The sequence below is a fragment of the Pseudomonas sp. 22082 genome (assembly GCF_052046055.1).
Taxonomy (GTDB): Bacteria; Pseudomonadota; Gammaproteobacteria; order Pseudomonadales; family Pseudomonadaceae; genus Aquipseudomonas; species Aquipseudomonas pharyngis.
On the sequence record NZ_JBQEQB010000022.1, the window covers coordinates 1 to 17,995 of the forward strand.

9 protein-coding genes are annotated in these 17,995 nt (G+C 61.6%); 4 read left to right on the forward strand and 5 right to left on the reverse strand.

The features are described from left to right. The 4 genes from tssI to ACTJK9_RS22955 form a co-directional block, all read left to right on the forward strand. Positions 1-1,620 (forward strand): type VI secretion system tip protein TssI/VgrG (gene tssI / locus ACTJK9_RS22940; RefSeq protein ID WP_440816480.1); only part of this gene is annotated, 1,620 nt, incomplete at its 5' end. Between the two features lie 260 nt (positions 1,621-1,880). Beyond that, positions 1,881-4,874: a phospholipase D-like domain-containing protein gene (locus tag ACTJK9_RS22945; protein ID WP_440816482.1), complete on the forward strand. Its 2,994-nt coding sequence runs from the start codon at positions 1,881-1,883 to the stop codon at positions 4,872-4,874. Then, positions 4,871-5,977: a hypothetical protein gene (locus tag ACTJK9_RS22950; protein WP_440816485.1), complete on the forward strand. Its 1,107-nt coding sequence runs from the start codon at positions 4,871-4,873 to the stop codon at positions 5,975-5,977. Before ACTJK9_RS22945 ends, ACTJK9_RS22950 begins: the two co-directional genes overlap by 4 nt. Positions 5,978-6,087: 110 nt before the next feature. Continuing rightward, on the forward strand, positions 6,088-7,239 hold the full coding sequence (locus ACTJK9_RS22955) for an MFS transporter (RefSeq protein ID WP_440816488.1): 1,152 nt from the start codon (positions 6,088-6,090) through the stop codon (positions 7,237-7,239). Between the two features lie 114 nt (positions 7,240-7,353). On the opposite strand, the gene ACTJK9_RS22960 is transcribed toward ACTJK9_RS22955, so the two are convergent. The 5 genes from ACTJK9_RS22960 to ACTJK9_RS22980 all read right to left on the reverse strand — a co-directional run bounded on the left by ACTJK9_RS22960 (position 7,354) and on the right by ACTJK9_RS22980 (position 17,970). Then, the gene (locus tag ACTJK9_RS22960) at positions 7,354-9,777 is read right to left on the reverse strand and encodes a TonB-dependent siderophore receptor (protein WP_440816491.1); all 2,424 of its coding nucleotides are present in this window, start codon (positions 9,775-9,777) and stop codon (positions 7,354-7,356) included. A 98-nt stretch (positions 9,778-9,875) separates the two neighbouring features. Next, positions 9,876-10,859, reverse strand: a complete 984-nt coding sequence (locus tag ACTJK9_RS22965; RefSeq protein WP_221397743.1) for a FecR family protein — start codon at positions 10,857-10,859, stop codon at positions 9,876-9,878. A 40-nt stretch (positions 10,860-10,899) separates the two neighbouring features. Continuing rightward, the gene (locus ACTJK9_RS22970) at positions 10,900-11,400 is read right to left on the reverse strand and encodes a sigma-70 family RNA polymerase sigma factor (RefSeq protein WP_064598003.1); all 501 of its coding nucleotides are present in this window, start codon (positions 11,398-11,400) and stop codon (positions 10,900-10,902) included. Between the two features lie 278 nt (positions 11,401-11,678). Then, a complete protein-coding gene (locus ACTJK9_RS22975; RefSeq protein ID WP_440816495.1) occupies positions 11,679-16,148 on the reverse strand; it encodes a hemagglutinin repeat-containing protein in 4,470 nt (1,489 codons plus the stop codon). 94 nt (positions 16,149-16,242) lie between these two features. Further along, positions 16,243-17,970, reverse strand: a complete 1,728-nt coding sequence (locus ACTJK9_RS22980) for a ShlB/FhaC/HecB family hemolysin secretion/activation protein (protein ID WP_440816498.1) — start codon at positions 17,968-17,970, stop codon at positions 16,243-16,245. Positions 17,971-17,995 lie beyond the last annotated feature (25 nt).

Below are 17,995 nucleotides of genomic sequence, written 5' to 3' on the forward strand. Positions count from 1 at the left end.
CGCGGCAAGTTCCTCAGCCAGCGCGCCCTCGAACGCCACCGTGCCGACTACCGCCAGGCCGAAGGTCGCGGTGACCAGACCAAACTCGTCAGCGGCCACTTCATGGAAATGTCCGACCACCCGCGCAGCGAGTGGAACGACCTGTGGCTGCTCACCGAAATCTTCCACGAAGGCAAACAGCCGCAAGTCCTCGAAGAGTCGGTCACCAGCGACACCACCGACAACAAGGACGACTTCCACCAGGGCTATCGCAACCGCTTCCTCGCCACCCCGTGGGACGTGTTCTACCGCCCCGCGCTGGAGCACCCGAAACCCCGCGTGCTCGGCAGCCAGACCGCCATGGTCACCGGCCCCAAAGGCGAAGAAATTCACTGCGACCAATACGGCCGCATCAAGGTGCAATTCCACTGGGACCGCGAAGGCCTGGCCGACGACAAAACCAGCTGCTGGCTGCGCGTCTCCAGCTCCTGGGCCGGCGACCGCTATGGCGCCATCTCCATCCCGCGCATCGGCATGGAAGTCCTCGTCACCTTCCTCGAAGGCGACCCCGACCAACCCCTCGTCACCGGCTGCCTGTACCACAAGGAAAACCCGGTGCCGTACGCCCTGCCGGCGAACAAAACCCGCAGCGTCTTCAAAACCCTCAGCTCCCCGGGCGGCGGTGGCTACAACGAACTGCGCATCGAAGACAAAAAAGGCGCCGAACAAATCTTCATCCACGCCCAGCGGGATTGGGATGAAAACGTTGAGCACGATCAGAAGATTCGGGTCGGCAATGAACGTCATGACACCGTGGTTAAGAACAGTTACACCGAGCTCAAGGCTGAAGAACACCGCACTACGATTTCCGATCGCAAAGTGGAAGTGAAAGCCAGCGATCACCTGACCGTTAACCAGGACCAGCACATCAAACTCGGCACCGCTCAGTTGACCAGCGCTGGCAAGGAAATCCACCTCAAGGCCGGGGACAAAATGGTCATCGAGGCCGGCAGCGAACTGACTCTCCAGGCGGGCGGCAGCTTCATCAAACTCGATGGCGGTGGCATCACGGTGGTCGGGCCGGTGGTGAAGATCAACGCAGGTGGCTCGGCGGGAACGGGTTCCGGGATTGCGATCCTGAAGCCGCTGTTGCCGATCCCAGCACCGTCGGCCAAGGCCGGCAATCTCATGGCGCCCGCGCAACCGGGCGTATTGCCGACCAAGCCCGAGCCACGGGAATACTTCTTCGACATTACCCTGACCGATGTGCCCGGCGATGAAGGTTTCCCGCTGGCCCATACCCTGTGGCAGATCGTCCAGGACGGCGTGGATGAGCCGTTGCTCGAAGGTCAGACCGACGACAACGGACGCGTCAATATCGACGAACCACAACGCCTGAAACTCTCCAAAGCCTATGCCGAAGCCGGCCCGTTGTGGCTGTGCTATCCAGGGCAACGCGTGCCAGTGGCCCTGCATGACGAACCGGCGGATGCGGACAAGGAGCGCTTCGCCTTGGCTGCCCTTGACTTCCATGACAGCACTCACCACCGCACCATCAACGCCGCCAGCAACGAACGCAGCAAGCAGGACTTGCTCACCGACGGCGACTTGTACAGCCGCCTGCACAGCACGGACGAATGACCATGACGGATTCCGCTACCCCCTACAACGGCGTTCGCCACAAGGAAGTCAGCCAGATCAACACGGCCGCCGGTAAAGCCCTGCCCGCCGTGAATGCGCCGGACTTTTTCATTCAGGACAAGTCCGCCTTTGCGCCCAAGCGCAGTGGCAACCAGGTACGTTTTTTCACCACTGGCGAGGATTACTACAAGGATCTGGCCAAGAAAATCGCCAAGGCCGAAACCTCGATTTTCATCACGGGCTGGCAGGTCAACTACGATGTGACCCTGGACGGCAAGCAGACCTTGTGGGAGTGCTTGTACAACGCCCTCCAGGCGCACCCGACACTGAAAGTGTTTGTCATGCCGTGGCTGAGCCCGGCGGCAAGCGTCGGCACCCATGACTTCGAAACCATGCTGGCGGTTTTCCAGCTCAACGCCGGGCTGAAAGTGCCGCGCGCCTTCTGCACCCCGGCCATCCAGCAAAGCGACATGAAGGGCCTGGGCTCGACATTTTCCCATCACCAAAAGTGCGTGGTGATCGACAACAAGATCGGCTATGTCGGCGGTATCGACCTGGCCTACGGTCGTCGGGATGACAACAACTTCAGCCTCAGCGCCGTCGACCGCCAGGGTAACGATGCGTATAACCCTGGGATTCCGCACCTGGGCTGGATGGACATGAACAAGCACGTCAGTCGAGCCGGCCTGCTGTTGGGCACGCTGTTCGACCTGTCCAAACCGCTGGCCGAAACGACCATCGGCACAGAAAACACCAACATCAAACTGGCGTTGCCCCGTCGCGCCAGCGTGATCAACGCCGTCGCGGCGATTCAGAACTTCTTCGCAAGTCCCCCCCTGCCCGTTCTGGACCGGGCAATGAAGGCCGGCAAAAGCCTGAAGGAGTCCGTGTCCTCCATCGATCCTTTGGCCAGGCCCAGGGAGTATCTGACCGACGCGGCCATCCGCAATATCACCGCGCTGATCAAACACAACTGGACGCGCCTGCCGCTTGCCGAACCGCTCAGGGGTCAGGCTCAAGTGTGGATTCGCGAAGTCGAAACCAGCGCCGGCAATTTGCAGGCTTCGCTGCGTCTGAAGAGTTACGAGCTGATCAACAACTGGACGAACTCGACCGATCTCGGCCGCCTTGTCGCGATGTTCTGCGACAAGGGTTACGACGCGATGCCCGCAGAGAAAATGGGTTGGCTGAACAACATCGGCCAATTGACCACTTCATTGCTCGGGCACTTTTACGCATTGCTGCAAGACCGCGTGGCCAATCACCGGGAGCCCTTTGAATATCTCAAACACCAACCGCAGCCACTGGCTTCGGCAGATTACAGCCGGCTGGACAAGGACCAGCCGCGCATGCCGTGGCAAGACGTTCACAGCCGCATCGAGGGGCCATCGGTGTACGACCTGTCGCGCAATTTCATCGACCGCTGGAACGGCCAACAGGCTTACATCGCCGAGATCAAGAGCCTGGAAAAAACCACCGTCATCGTCGCCCTGATGGAGTGGGTCAACACGCTGGTCAGGGACGCCGGCCTGCCCCATCACCTGGATCTCAACAATCAGATCAACCTGAAGCTGCCCATGCCCAAACCGGTCTGGATCGATCAGGCCCCGACCCTGCCGACGCCACCGCAGACAGCGCAAGGCGGAGTCAGCGTGCAAGTGTTGCGCAGCGCTTCAGCCGCGATGACCACTCAGGAAGCCAAGGGTCGAGACATGGCCAGGGTCAACCTGCCGCTGCCCGAGGGTTTCAACGTGGGCGGCGTCCAGGACAACTGCCTGCGCGCCATGCTGCAGACCATTTCCAGTGCCCAGCACTTCATCTACATCGAGAATCAGTTCTTCCAGACCGACTTCGGTGACGAGGGCGAACTGGCAGAAGGTCGGCCACTGTCCGGCCCGATGGCCAGCCTGCGCGACCCGTCTACCTTGAACGAGAATTTCGTCGCCCGGATCAAACTGCGTGAAGCGATGGAGGACCAGGACTTCACCCAGATCGACTGGAAAGAAGTCAACGCCATCAGCAAGGAACCCGGCGAAGAGGCCCGCACCTTTCTCAAAAGTTTCCTCACGATCTGGCAGACCAACCCACAGGGCTGGCTGACGCAGAAACTGGGGAAAGAACAGAAGCTCACCAACACCATTGGCAAGGCGCTGGCCGACCGCATCGGTCGGGCGATTGCCGAAAACCGTCCTTTTCACGTGTACCTGATTTTGCCAGTGCATCCGGAAGGTGCGCTGAACGTGCTGAACCTCATGCACCAGGTTCACCTGACCATGCAAAGTCTGGTGTTTGGCGAACAGAGTCTGGTCAAACGCATTCAACGGCACATGGCGATAAAGGACATGATGGATCGCGGGGCGAGCAAGGAAGAGGCCGGGAAGATTATTGAGCGGGTGGATACGAATGGAGATCCCGTTTACGTACAGCAGGACTGGTCAAAATATTTGACCCTGCTCAACCTGCGCACTTGGGATACGCTTGGCGACCGCGTGGTCACTGAACAGATCTACGTGCACAGCAAGTTGTTGATTGCGGATGATCGGGTGGCGATTCTCGGCAGCGCCAATATCAATGACCGCAGTCAATGCGGGACACGTGACTCTGAGCTGGCAGTCATTGTGCGCGATAGCGAATCGACTGAAGCCAAGCTGGACGGCAAGCACAACCAGAAGGTAGGGAAGATAATCAATAAATTGCGCAAGGATTTGTGGAAGAAGCACTTCGGAATGAGTCAGGCGAAGCAAAATGGCCCTGTGGCTCACTTTACTGTTTCGGACGAAGTTCTCGATCAGCCGGCTGCAGAAAAAACTTGGCGAGATATTCAGAAGCGCGCGAAGAATAATTCGGAAGCTTACGAGCAGTCATTCAACTTCATTCCTCAGAACATCAGTCAGGTGCAAATACTTGTTGATCCAACGACAGCGTCTGAACCTGCCGGGGACATGCCAGCATCAATCTGGCCAACGTGGACATATCGCTCCCCAGATGATCATAAACGTGGTGGAAAACTGGCAGATTGTTTGCCACATGAAGAGGGATTTTGGGAGAGCAAGACATGGGCTGGGGTGAAAACCTATTCCGCTCCCATGGGCATCAAGGGATTCATTACTGCCCTACCAATCGGCTGGACGAAAGGTGAGAACAATGACTCAGGATTGAACCTGACGATCATCGCTCACAACGAAGACAGAAAGAGCGACGTACACATCGCAAGTGTGAGCGAAACGTCCAATCGAAATGAGCACAGTTCATGACACGAATCATCGCCACCTTCGCCGGCTTGTTGCTGGGCACCCAATCAGCCCTTGCTGAGCCTGCCCTGCACGAATGTCTGGGACGTACCAGATTCGAGTCACCGGAAGCATTCGAGTGGGCAACGTTTGCTATCGAACGTAGCAACATGAAAGGTGCAGGAGGACACGTATTTTCCAAGAATGTGCATGCGGTGGGCGACTACGTTAGTTATGACTTCGACGAACTCACCATCAGAGTCAGCGATGCCACGACACGTGAAAATTTTGAAAGACAACGCAACGCCATCGTTCACGAAACCGAACTCTACAAAAAGCGCCTCGAGGACAAGCTTGAAACCAACAAGGACCTTTTGGTATCGATCAAGGAGATGAACTATTCCCATGACGAGGTGAAAAAGCAGGAGGAACGAATAAAAAAACTGGAAGAGCAAATACCCAAAGTAAAAAATTACGAACACGATCTAGGCATCCCCGACTCCTATGTCCTGGGCAGCAAAGAAACGCCCTACGAATTCCTGCTCTGGCGCAACAACCGGGTGTTCTACTTCAACATGAACAAACCCGCCGAGAACTCCGCGCAAAGGATCAAGGATCTCGCCGCCCGCTTCGAAGCCCGCGACCTCTATGAAGTACCCGAAGGCCCCGGCGTCTGTATGCCTTACGGCTTTATCCATGACGACGGCAAAACCGGTTTCAACGTCAAGAACAGCCTGCGCTTCACCAGCACGCCCAACGTCATCATGAGCCTGATCAACGCCTCACTCGGCAACCACGCCAAACCCACCGACGGCACCTACGACACCGACTACCGCCCCGGCTACGACGCCGATATCTGGAAAAAGTCGAAGCTCATGGAGAGGTTCTACATCGGCGATCGCATGACCACCCTCGAAGGCTGGCGTCTGGATCCTCGCCCGGAAACCACCGAACAGGATCGCGCCTGGTTCGCCATCGCCCATGTCGGCGGTCTCGCGAGCCCGCTGATCGCAGCGCAGATGTTCACTTTCCAGAAAGGCACCGACGGCCTGAAAGACCTGGTGCCACCGCCCGAAGCGGTTGTCCCGCGCTTTTTGAAGTTGACGCGAAGCATCCGCGAGCAGTGAAACGCTGTCACCGATCAGCCGAATCGGGAACTCAAGGTCGCGGCCCATGGACTGATGTGCAACGATGTTGCCCTGCATCACGCCATTGACCGCAAGACCAAGGACGCTTCATGACTGCCATCAACACCCCGCCGCCCCTCGCCCCCGGACGTCTGCAACAGATGTCCACGCGCATCGCCTTCTTCATTGCCGGGCTCGGCATCGCCGCGTGGGCGCCGTTGGTGCCCTACGCCAAGGCGCGGGCCGGGCTCGATGAAGGCACGTTGGGTTTGTTGTTGCTGTGCCTGGGCGTCGGCTCGATTCTGGCGATGCCGCTGGCGGGGATTCTGGCCACGCGGTTTGGCTGCCGCAAGGTGGCTACCGGCGGCACGCTGCTGATCTGTGCAGCATTGCCGTTGCTGGCGACGGTGTCGTCGATTCCGGCATTGATCGCCACGCTGTTCATGTTCGGTGCCGGACTGGGCACGGTGGATTCGACGGTGAACCTGCAAGCGGTGATCGTCGAGCGGGCCAGCGGCAAGAACATGATGTCCGGGTTCCACGGCCTGTTCAGCCTCGGCGGGATTGTCGGCGCGGCGGGCGTGAGCGCCCTGCTCGGTCTCGGGCTGTCGCCACTGGCGGCGATGCTGGTGGTGGTTGTAGTGCTGATCGCGGCGCTGTTCAAGGCCGTGCCGCACATGCTGCCTTACGGCAGTGAAAGCTCGGGGCCGGCGTTCGCGGTGCCCCACGGGATCGTGCTGTTCATCGGCGGCATGTGCTTCATCGTATTCCTCACCGAAGGCGCGGCGCTGGACTGGAGCGCGGTGTTTCTGGCCCAGGAACGCGGGATCGACACCGCCTATGCGGGGCTGGGTTACGCAGCGTTCGCACTGGCCATGACGGCCGGTCGTTTGACCGGTGACCGGATCGTCCGCGCACTGGGCGCAACCCGGATCATTCTGTTTGGCGGTCTGCTGGCAGCGGCGGGATTGTTTCTGGCGACCTTTGCCCCGAGCTGGCAAGCCGCGCTGCTGGGTTATGCGCTGGTCGGCGCCGGGTGTTCGAACATCGTGCCGGTGCTGTACACGGCGGTGGGCAAGCAGACGGTGATGCCGGAAAGCATCGCCGTGCCGGCAATCACTACGCTGGGGTATGCGGGGATTCTGGCGGGGCCGGCGGTGATCGGCTTTGTCGCCCACGCCAGCAGCCTGAGTTTTGCCTTCGGGTTGATGGCGACGTTGCTGGTGGCGGTGGCGATTGGCGGCAAAGCGCTCAAAGTCTGAAAAACATCATCTGAACGCCCCCGAAGCGAACCCGCTCCCACAAGATACAAACGATCCCTGTGGGAGCTGCGGTTCGACGATTCGACTTGCCCGCGATGAAGCCACCTCGGTCTATCAGAAACCGACGCTGGCCTGCACGAAGAACGTCCGTGGCGTACCCACGTAGATCCCCGAGTTGTTGTCGCTGGAGCGGGTGAAGTACTGCTTGTCGAAGATGTTTTTCACCCCGGCGCCGAGCTTCAGGTTCGACAGCTGCGAACCGAAGTCATAGCCGCCGCGCACGTTCCAGGTCACGTAACCCGGAATGTCGCCGTACTGCCCGTCCGCCGTGCCTTCGGTGATGTAATTGCCATTGAAGCTGCCATCAGCATTCACGCCGGTGCCCGGCGAGCGCTGTTTGGACTGGGCAAAACCGTCGATGTTGTAGGTCCAGCGGTTGATGTCGTAACGCAGGCCGACGGTGGCCACCTGACGCGAGTAGAACGGCAGGTCACGACCCTTGAAGCCCGGGATCTCGCCTTCATAGGTCGCGCGGGTGTAAGTGAAACCGGCGTTGGCGGTCAGGCCGTCGAGGCGTGGATCGAGCGCAGCCATGTCGTAATGCACCGACGCTTCGATCCCCTGGTGCTTGGTCGCGCCGAGGTTGGTCCAGCCCACGTCGTTGCTGATGTATTGCAGTTCGTCATCGAAGTCGATGTAGAACAGCGTCACTTCACCGCCCCACACGTCATCGTTGTAGCGCGTGCCGATTTCGTAGGTCTTGGCTTTCTCCGGTTCCAGGCCATTGGCGGTCTGGTCACCCGAGCCGCCCTGACCGAGCTGGAAGTACTGAAGGCTGCCGAACGACGTCTCGTAGTTGGCGAACAGCTTCCACGCATCGGACAGGTGATACATCACGCTCAGGGCCGGCAGCGGCTCGTTGCTTTCGATGCTGCGGTTTTTCTCCGGCACGCGTTTGCCGGCGGTGTCGAGCACAGCGCGATCATGCCAGTCAGTGCTGATGTGCTCGAAGCGAATGCCCGGGGTCACGGTCCAGTTGCCGACATCGATCTTGTTGTCGATGTAAACCGAGTTGGCCTCGGTGCCGCCGGTGCGGTCCTGGAACACATGACCGTCGGAGGTCTTGGTGACCACCGGCACATTGTTGACCAGCGCCAGACGGCTCGATTGCTCGTGCATCGCCTCTTTCAGATAACGGTAACCGACGCTGACTTCCTGAGTGGTCGGGCCGACGTCGAACACTCGCGAAACACGCGGCTCGATGCCCAGCGTGTAGTAGGAACGCGGGAACGAGCTGAGGGTTTTCTGATCGCGGGCGGCGATGGTGCTGCCGCGAAAACTGTCGGAATAGTAGGTCAGCACTTCCGCCTGGGTGCGCTCGTCGATCTGCCGGATCCACTTGAACGACACGTCCTTGCGGCGACCGCTGAAGCCGTCGTAGTCGCGGTCGGACTGGAACGGTTTGTCGTCGTACTGTTTCTGCGTCAGGCCGCCGGGCATGTCGGCGCTGGCGTCGTAGTAGTGGAAGTTGAGGCTGAAATCGTCCTGATCGGTCGGCGCCCAGTGGGTCTTGAGGATCACGTCGTCGATGTCGTTGCCGTTGTTGCGCTCGCGGTAACCGTTGCCGTTGACGCCCGAGTACAACAGCGCCATGCCGATGCCGTTGTCGGCAGTGCCGCCGAGAAACGCGGTATCGATGTGTTTCCAGCCACCGTGCTGGGAGGTTTCCAGGGTGGTGCCGATTTCACCGGTGGTTTTTTCCGGGATCGCGCGGGTCACGAAGTTGATCACGCCGCCGACATTCTGCGGTCCGTAACGCACGGAGCCGGCACCACGGACCACGTCGATGCTGTCGAGGTTGCCGGAAGAAATCGGCGCCATCGACAGTTGTGGCTGGCCATACGGGGCAAACGCGGCCGGCACGCCGTCTATCAATACGGTCGAGCGTGGCGACAGGCGCGACGTCAAACCCCGCACGCCGACGTTCAACGAAATATCGCTGCCGCCGGTGCCGTTGGCTTCCTGCACCTGCACACCCGGCACACGGCGCAGCACGTCGCCGACGTTCATCGCGCCCTGCTCGACCATCGCTTCACGGCGAATCACCGTGCGCGCGCCGGGGTGGTTCTGCACCACGGCGGCGTCGGCGTCGCCGAGCCAGTCGCCGACCACCTTGATGTCGGTCACGCCCAGTTCCAGCGGGCCGCTGGCAGCGGAAGTCGGGGCCGGTGACAAAGTCACCGAGCCTTCATTGATCTGATAATCCAGACCGCTGCCTTGCAGCAATTGGCGCAGGGCCTGCTCCGGAGAAAGATTGCCATCCACCGCCGGCGCCTGTTTGCCGGCGACCAGGTCCGGGCTGAAAAACACCTGCAACGACGTTTGCTGGCCCAGTTCGCTCAGGGCCTGACCCAGCGGCTGGGCGCGGATGTGAATGGCTTCGGCGGCGAAAGCCATCGGCATGGCGGCGTTGACCGCCAGCGCGAGCGCCAGCGGCAACCAAGGGGATTTATTGTTTTTGGCGGTGGAGTTTTTCACGTCGAACGGAGTCCTGTGGATCGCAAGAGTGTGCGGCTGTTAATGCAAACCAGTTGCAGTTGAACAGGAAGACGACGAACTCGAAAAAAACCTGAATTTTATTTTGAAATTATTTCCTGGCTGCCGTCGGCAAGGGTGCGCACGGCCACCGGAAGGATGTTCGGCAAGGCCTTGAGCAAGGCATCGGTGTTGTCGGATTTGAACACGCTGGTCAGGCGCAAATTGGCCACGGCGGGGTTAGAGACCTTCAGCGGCTTGTCGCGATAACGCGACACTTCCTCGGCGACTTCGCTGAGGCTGGCGTTGTTGAACACCAGTTTGCCGCTGCGCCAGGCGGTCAGTTCCACCGGATTGACCGCATACGCCGGCGCCACTTTGCCTTGAGCATCGATCCGCGTGCCGAGGCCGGCAGTCAGGCTGATGAAATCGGCCTCGGCCGCATCACGCCCCTGCACCTTGACCGTGCCCTGCTCCACCGCGACCCGGGTCTGCGTCACGTCACGTCGCACATCGAAGCGGGTGCCAGTGACCGTGACCTTGCCGCTGCCGGCCTGGACCACGAACGGACGGGACGTGTCGTGCTCGACGCTGAACATCGCTTCGCCTTCGGTCAGCTCGATGAGCCGCCGATCCTTTTCGAAACGCACCTGCAAGCGGCTGCGGCTGTTGAGGTCGATCACCGAGCCGTCCGGCAACGCCACATGCTTGCGCTCGCCGAGCGCGGTGGCGAATTCGGCGCTGTAACCCGTTGGGTGATTCAAGCCGCTGAACAGGCCGAGCCCGAGCGCCACCGCGACCACGCTGGCCGCCACGGCGTAACGCAACAACGGACGGCGTTCGCGCCGCGCCGGCGGGGTTTCGCACAGGGCCTTGAGCCGTGGCGCTGGCAGCAGATCCGCCGCCGTCCACAAGCCTTGCAGCAACTGGAATTCGTCACGGTGCTGCGGATGTTCCTCCAGCCACGCGTCGAAACGCTGCTGTTCGTCGACGCTGACGGCCGGCTCCTGCAAACGCACAAACCAGCGTGCCGCGTCATCGCGCACCGTTGTTTGCCCGCACGCGCAATCACGAGTATCCATCATGGAATGTCCTGTTTGGCTGGGGATGAAAAGACGCCACGGCTCATGATTGCGCCCCGTCCAGGCGATCACGCAGATGCCGCAGGGTGCGGATCATATACTTTTCCACCATGTTCTTGGACAGGCCCAGGCGTTCGGCGATTTCCGCCTGGGTCAGGCCTTCGATCTTCTGCCAGACGAAAATCCGTCGGCAGTTGACCGGAAGCTCCGTGAGCGCGCGTTCGATAGAGTCGGCCAGCTGGATCGCATGCATGTAATGCTCCGGGTCGCCGGTCGGCGCCTCACTGAGATCGATCGCCTCCGACTCCATGGCGCCCCGCCGGTCCTCACGCCGATAGCCGTCCACCGCGATGTTGCGCGCGGTCTGGTGCAGATACGCCCGGGGTTGCTGCACCGCCGACGAATCGGATTCGAGCACCCGCACAAAGGTGTCGTGCGCCAGATCCTCGGCCTGCGAGCGATTGCGCAGGCGACGGGTCCAGGTGCCGATCAACTCTTCGTAATGCTCGAGAAAGCCGGGTCTGCGGGGCAGCATGGGGGTCATTGCGGCGTGCTGAAGAAAGGGGCGTGAATAGTAATGCTTCCTATTAAGACGAAGCAATGGATTCCTCGGGTGTGCCGACGAAGCTGTTTTCCCTATCCCTTCGGCGCTCTAATTCGCGGCAGTCCCTGCCTTGCGTGGGCAGAACCACCCGCGTACCAAGCCCCCTGGTATTCACCGTCCATGGCTCTAATGAAAAGCACCGCGATAGTCGCGGTGCAGTTTCCATCCCCCCAGGCTGCCAAGCCACTCTGGCTGAACAGCCCTTGATGCATGGCGGCTCAGCCTTTTTCGTCAATACCCGCTTGAAGTGACTGACTGTCGAAATGACCGCTGACGGTCACCGGACCAACTTTCAGATTGCCGTTTTCAAGGGACACCTTCGGTGCGTTTTCTTCGGTTTTGTGCGGCAGATCCAGGCTGGCTTTCACACCGTAGTCGCGGTTGCTCAGGTCGCTGCTGCTGACCTTCGAACCACCCAGATCGACCTTGCCTTCGGTGGCGGAAATCCGCGCGCCGGTCAGCTGCGTGGCACCGTCGACGGTGAGGTTTACACCCTGACCACCGCTAATGCCGGAAGCCTGCTTGACGCTGTCCTTGTGCGCGTATTCCCCGTCCACTTTCAGCGTTGGCTTGTAGTCGGTGCCAGCCAGTTTGCCCTTGTCGTCGGCCGGGGTCTTCTTGGCGGTCAGGCTCAGATCCACATCAACCTTGGCGTGAGTGTTGGAGTCCTGACGGCTCTCAACCGAGAGATCACCCGCCACGTTGCCGCTGACGTTGCGCGCATCGATCCGCGCACCGTTCAGGCTCGCATCACCGGCGCTGTTCACCACCACCGTGTCAGCCTTGATCTGGCTGTTCTGCCGGGTGGTGCCTTGCAGGTAATCCACGCCGACCTTGGCCCCGGCATTGAAGCCGTGATCGCTGCTGACTTTTTCATCGGCGGCGGTCGGTGTGCTTTTGCTCAGATTGCCACCGGCGTTCAACGCAACATTCCAGTTGTTGCGGTCGTCGGTGGACTGCGCGGACTCCTGAACGAAACCGCCCTTCTGCGCGTCGATGCTGACGTTTGGCGCGCTGACCTGAGTGCCTTGCAGGTGCACCGAATCGCCGCTCAACGCTATGCCGTTCTGGCTGTTGAGCTGGCCACCGTTGAGGGTCTGGGTGTTCTCGTTGACCCGACCGAGGTTGAAATTGCCGCTGAGGTTGCCGCCCTGATCGTGGCTCTTCTCGCTGCTGGTCTTGCTGCCGCCGGCCTTCAGGCCGCCGCCGAGATTGCTGCCGGTGGCGACGTGCGAATCCGTGGCCGCTTGCAGGTCGAGCTTGCCGTCAGCTTTGAGGTCGATAGCACCAGCGCTGTCGATCTTCGTGCCTTGCTGCACCTGATTGCCGCCGCTGCTCAATTGCACCGGGCCGTTGCCGCTGAGGCTGGCGACGTGCGCCTGGCTGTCGGTCGTCTGGTTGCCTTTGTGATCGAGCTGGAACCCGGCGCCGAGATCGACGTTGGTACCGTCGGTGCCCGGCAAGGTGCCGACAGTCAGCGAGCCATTGCCGCGCAGGCTGGAGCTGTCGCTGCTCTGACGGTCGTTGGCCTGATTGAGTGCCAGATCCCCGCCGGTCTTGACGCTGACACCGCCCTGGCCGCCATCGAAACGACTGCCTTCGAACCGGGCATCGCTGCCGACATGGATGTTCACACCCTGATTGCCAGCGTAACCGCCAACCACCGCCGTGGAACTGTCCTTGCTCGACTGGCTGCTACCACCCGCGCCGCTGCCGGCCACGTTCACGTCTTCACCGGTCTTGGTGTAGACGCGCACATCGACCTTGGCATCCACCGTTTTTTCGGTGCTGCTGCGGGTGTTGCTAGCGGCATCGGCCACCAGCTTGTCGGCGCTGATGTTCACTTTGCCGGCGCTGGCGTTGTACTGGGTGCCCTGATCGTGCAGCGTGCCGCCGACCTTCACGTCCACGGTCTGGCCGTCGAACCGGCTGACTACGGCGTTGCTGCCCTGCTCGGTTTTATCGGCGCCGGCATGACCGACTGCCACGTCGATCCCGACGTTCGGCTGACCGAGATTGGCCAGTGCGTCCTTGTCCGGCACCTTGCCGTCGAGCACGTCTTTCACCGCGCCGGCAATCGGCCGGGCGATGTCTTTGTACTCGACGTTGGCGCCGATGTCCGCCGACCAGTTGCTCTCGCTGTGGGTGCTGCGTTCGGTGTTGCTCGCAGCACGGTTGTCGACTTCGTTGGCAGCGACGTTCAGACCGTTGCCGGACTTCAGTTGCGCGCCTTCGGTGGCGAGTTTGTCAGCGTTGATGTTCAGGCTGCCGCTGCTCTGCACGCCGGTGGTTTGCGCAATGGTTTTGCCGGTGGAGTCCTGCGAAGTGCTGTGCGAGAAATCCACACCGCTGCCCGCGCGGTCGAGGCCGCCGGTGTAGTAGAAACCGCCGCCGGTGCTGCGGGTTTCGGTCGAGGTGCTGTGGCTGTCCTGCTCGGCCAGCAGCGAGACGTTCTTGCCGCTCAGGGTGGTGTCGCCGGCGGTGGATTTCACCTCGGCGCCCTTCAGCGTCAGATCGCCGCCCGCGTTCACTTGCACGCTGCCGCCGCTGAGGCTGGAACCCTGCTGCGTGACGTCGTTGGCGGTGACGGTTTGCGCCTTGTCTGCGTAATGCACGCCGGCGCGATATTGCTCCGCCGTCTGCTCCTTGGCGTAGGCGTCGAAACCACGAGTCTGCGTGCTCTTGCTGCTGTCGTGGGTGTTCTGCGTCGAATGCACATTTACATCGCCCGCAGCATCGGCCACCAGCGCGCCGCCAGCCTTGACCGTGGAACCGGCGACTTCGATGTCCTTGGCGCTCTTGAGCTTGAGGTTGCTGTCGGAAGCGAGCTCGCTGCGCACCGTGGTGCTGTCCTTGCTGTTCTGCCGGGACTCGTCCTTGGTGATGCCGAAGAACTTGCTGTCCTTGTCGTGGTTGTTGCTGTGCGAGGTGTCCTGCACACCGTCGATGGTCAGCGAACCGTTGTCGCTGATCACGCTGGCATCCTGGCCGCCGCGCACCTGGCTGGCGCTGATGCGCACGTCGTCAGCCTTGACCACCAGTTTGCCGGCCGCGTTGATCTTACTGCCCTGATGCTGGGTCTGGCCCTTGTCGGCGTCGCCGGTCTTGCCGAAGAAACCGCCGCCGACCAGATCACCGGAGTAGCGATTGTCGCTGCTGCGATGGGTGCGGGTCGCGGTGGTGATTTCCACTTGTTTGCCGGCCAGTCGCAGATCGCCGGCGCTGTTCAGCTCGGCGCCTTCTGCGCGCAACAGTGCAGCGGTCTGCAGGGCGATGTTGCCGGCCTTCAACTGGCTGGTGACGCTGCGCTGCTCTTCGCTGCTGCTGTCCCAATCGGCTTTCCACAGGTGTTTGCGGTGCTTGCCCTGATCAGTCCGGGTGTGGCTTTCAGTGGCGGCGGTCAGGCGCAGATCGCCGCCGCTTTGCACGCTGAGGTTGTTCTTCGCTTCGACCTTGGCGGCTTTCAGTTCGGTGTCTTTGCCGGACGAGAGTTGCGCGTCGCGGCTGGCGACGATCTGGCTGCCGTGCTGGCGCGAATCACTGTCGGTCCTGGTGCGTTCGTAGGTTTCCCAGGTGATGCCGATGGTGCTGTTGTTCCAGTTCTCGCGCTGCTCCTGGAGCTTGCGGCTTTCGACGGTGGTCAGGGTCAGGTTGCGTTTGGCCTCGACCTTCACGTCGCGACCGCTGACATCGGTGGCGGCCAGCGTCAGGTCCTTGCCGCTGTGCAGGCCGACGTCGCCCTGGCTGCTGCGAATGCCGGCGCGGGTCACGTCGAGGCTGTCGGGAATCGCCTGACCACTGACGCTCAAGTCGCCCGCCGAACGAATCTGCACGCCGTCACGTCCGGCGACTTGCACCGCGCCCACTTTCACGCCTGCGCCTTCAGCGGTGCTGACGATGTTGATGCGCCCGGCCTGCATCGCGCCGAACAGGCTGGCGTCGATCCGCTGATCGGTGGTGTTGCCCGCCGGGTCCACGGCTTTCACCTGGCCGCTGGCGTAGTCGACCTGATTGCGCCCGACGGTGAGGTTCAGTTGATCGCGAGCGCTGATTGCGCCCTGGCTGTCGATGCGCGGCGCGATCAGGTTGATCGAGCCTTCACCGTTGCGCAGCCCGCCACTCTGGATCTGCAGCTGACCGGTGGCGTCGCGGGTGCTCAGCGCTTGCAGCTTGCCGTCGTTCAGCTCGGGACGGCCGACCAGCAGATTGGCGTTCGGCGTGTTGATGAAACTGCCGCCGTTCACCGAAATGCCGTTCGGGTTGGCGAGCACGTAGTCGGCGGCGCGACCGAAGATTTCCTGGGCGCCGTTGATGGCCGACGGGTTGCGGCTGATCACTTCGTTGAGGATCACGCTCGCGGCCTGGCCCTGCAATTGCGGGTTGGCCGCCAGTTGCCCGGCGAGCTGCGATTGCCCGGCCTGAAGGGCGTTGTTCAGCACCAGTCCCTGACGGTCGACGTTGTAGTCGAGGAACTGGTTATGCGACAGGCCTGAGCCGTTGGGCGCGACGATGTTGACGATCGGGACGCCGCCCTGGGTGTGCAGTTGCGCGGTGCCGCCGGGGCCGGGCGCAACCACCACACCGCCGGCCATGGCGCCCGGCAGGTGAGCGACCAGAAACAGGCTGGCAATCGCCCAGCGCAGTTTGCCCCGTGGGGAAAGATGAAACGCAAAGGTGTTCATTGGCATAAAAAACTCTCCATGTAGTGCGGCATCACGTTGCGCGTTGAGTTGAAGGCCACGGCTGTCGCGCTCAGGTCCGATGGCTGTTGTTCACTGACGTTCATATCTGTAATCCGACCCGCATCAGCCAGGTTTCGGGCTCGCGGTGCAGGCCGGTCGGGGTGTTGAGGCTGCGTTGGTAATCGACATCCACTTGCAGGTTTTTCCAGCCCAGGTTGAGGCCGACGCTGGCGCCGCTCAGACGTTGAACCGGAGCGCCGTGATCGGCCTTGATCCAGCCGTGGTCGAGGCCGACGCGCGGGGTGAGCTGCACCGGCAGATCGCTGCGCAGCGGCAGGCGCAAGGTGTTGCGCCAGATCGCGCCGCTGGCGCCGGACGCGCTGCTGACCCGATAACCGCGCACGGCGGAATCATCGGTGCCGAGCAGTTGTTCGATGGCCGGCAATGGATCCGGGCTGTACTGCAAATTGAGCTGGCTCTGCCATTGCCAGGCCTGCGCGCCGAGCTGGCCGTTGCGCCACTGGCTGAGGCCGGCGCGGTACTTGCGAAACTGCGCCTTGGGCAGGTTTTTGACCTGGTGATCGGCATCGTCGTCGGCGCCGAACCCGCTTAAACCCTGGGCGTAGTTGACGTCGAGATTCCACACCGCGCGGTCGAGCCAGAACAGATTGAGCCCCGCTTCGGCCACGGTCAGGGTCGGGCTCTGAATGCCGAGGCGGACGTTTTCCAGATAGCTGTCGACGTCCTTGTGCGCCAGTTGCAGGTTGGCACTGAGCTGATGGCTCTGGTCGCGCCACAACACCCGGTCGGCGCGCAGGCTGAGCTGATCGGTGATGCCGGTGCTGTGCAGGGTCGCCGTGCTGAGCTTGAACGGCGCGCGGTATTCGGCGTGGCTGGCGAAGGTGCTGAACGTCCAGTAACCGTAGGGAATCGCGTAATAGAGGCTGGCGTTGCGGCTGTAGCGGTCGCCCTGATTGAGGGTGTCGCTGGCGCTGAGGCTCAGCAGATCGTTGAGTTCGAGCGGGCTGTCGAGGGTCAGGCTCAGGGTGTCACGGTCACGACCGGTGCTGGCACTGCCGAGTTTGTCGAAACCGGCACCGAGGGCCCAGCGTGACTGCCCGGAAGTACGTGAACGCAAGATGATTTTTGACGCACCGGGCTGGCTGCCGGGGGCGATGTCGGCGGTCAGGTCGAGCGAGCGCAGACGGTTCAACTGATCCAGCCCCTGCTCCAGATCCCGCAGGTTCAGCGGCTTGCCGAGCATTCCGGGGAACGCGCCACCGAGGGAAACCGGCAGGCTTTGATCCGCCAGTTCGATGGACTCGATGTAGCCTTCGTCGATCAGGATATTCAGCGACTGCCCCGCCGCCGGCGCACCGCTCAGGTACGGCCGACTGGCGATGTAGCCCTTCTCCACGTACAGCGCGGTGATGGTCGCCAGCAAATGGTTGATCTGGCCGACGCCCATGCACGGCGCCAGCAACGGTTTGATCCGGGCGTTGAGTTTGTCTTTATCGATCAGCGTGACGCCGCCGATGCGCGTGCCGCTCAAGGGCCAGCAGCGTTCGTCGGGTTTGATCGATTCAGGAATGGCCGGGGTAGCAGGCGTCGGGCCGAACGCGCCGCGCTCCAGTTGCCGCTTGCGCTGTTCGAGTTGCAGTTGTTGCAGGTCACGTTGTTGCAGTTGTTGCTGGCGCAGCACTTCCTGGCCAGGGGCTGGCGCTTCGGCGGCGAGAACGCCGGGCGCACACGCACTCAACAACAAGGCCGACAACAGCGGGCGCGGCAGGGAACGACTACGAGAAACAGCGCAAAGCGAATACGGCACTCAACATCCTTGCAATCAACTGGCG

Excerpts from the sequence above, each read along its gene's own strand:
- ACTJK9_RS22950 (WP_440816485.1), top strand. The coding sequence starts at position 4,871 with ATGACACGAATCATCGCCACCTTCGCCGGCTTGTTGCTGGGCACCCAA.
- ACTJK9_RS22955 (WP_440816488.1), top strand. The coding sequence starts at position 6,088 with ATGACTGCCATCAACACCCCGCCGCCCCTCGCCCCCGGACGTCTGCAA.
- ACTJK9_RS22965 (WP_221397743.1), bottom strand. The coding sequence starts at position 10,859 with ATGATGGATACTCGTGATTGCGCGTGCGGGCAAACAACGGTGCGCGAT.
- ACTJK9_RS22970 (WP_064598003.1), bottom strand. The coding sequence starts at position 11,400 with ATGACCCCCATGCTGCCCCGCAGACCCGGCTTTCTCGAGCATTACGAA.
- ACTJK9_RS22975 (WP_440816495.1), bottom strand. The coding sequence starts at position 16,148 with ATGCCAATGAACACCTTTGCGTTTCATCTTTCCCCACGGGGCAAACTG.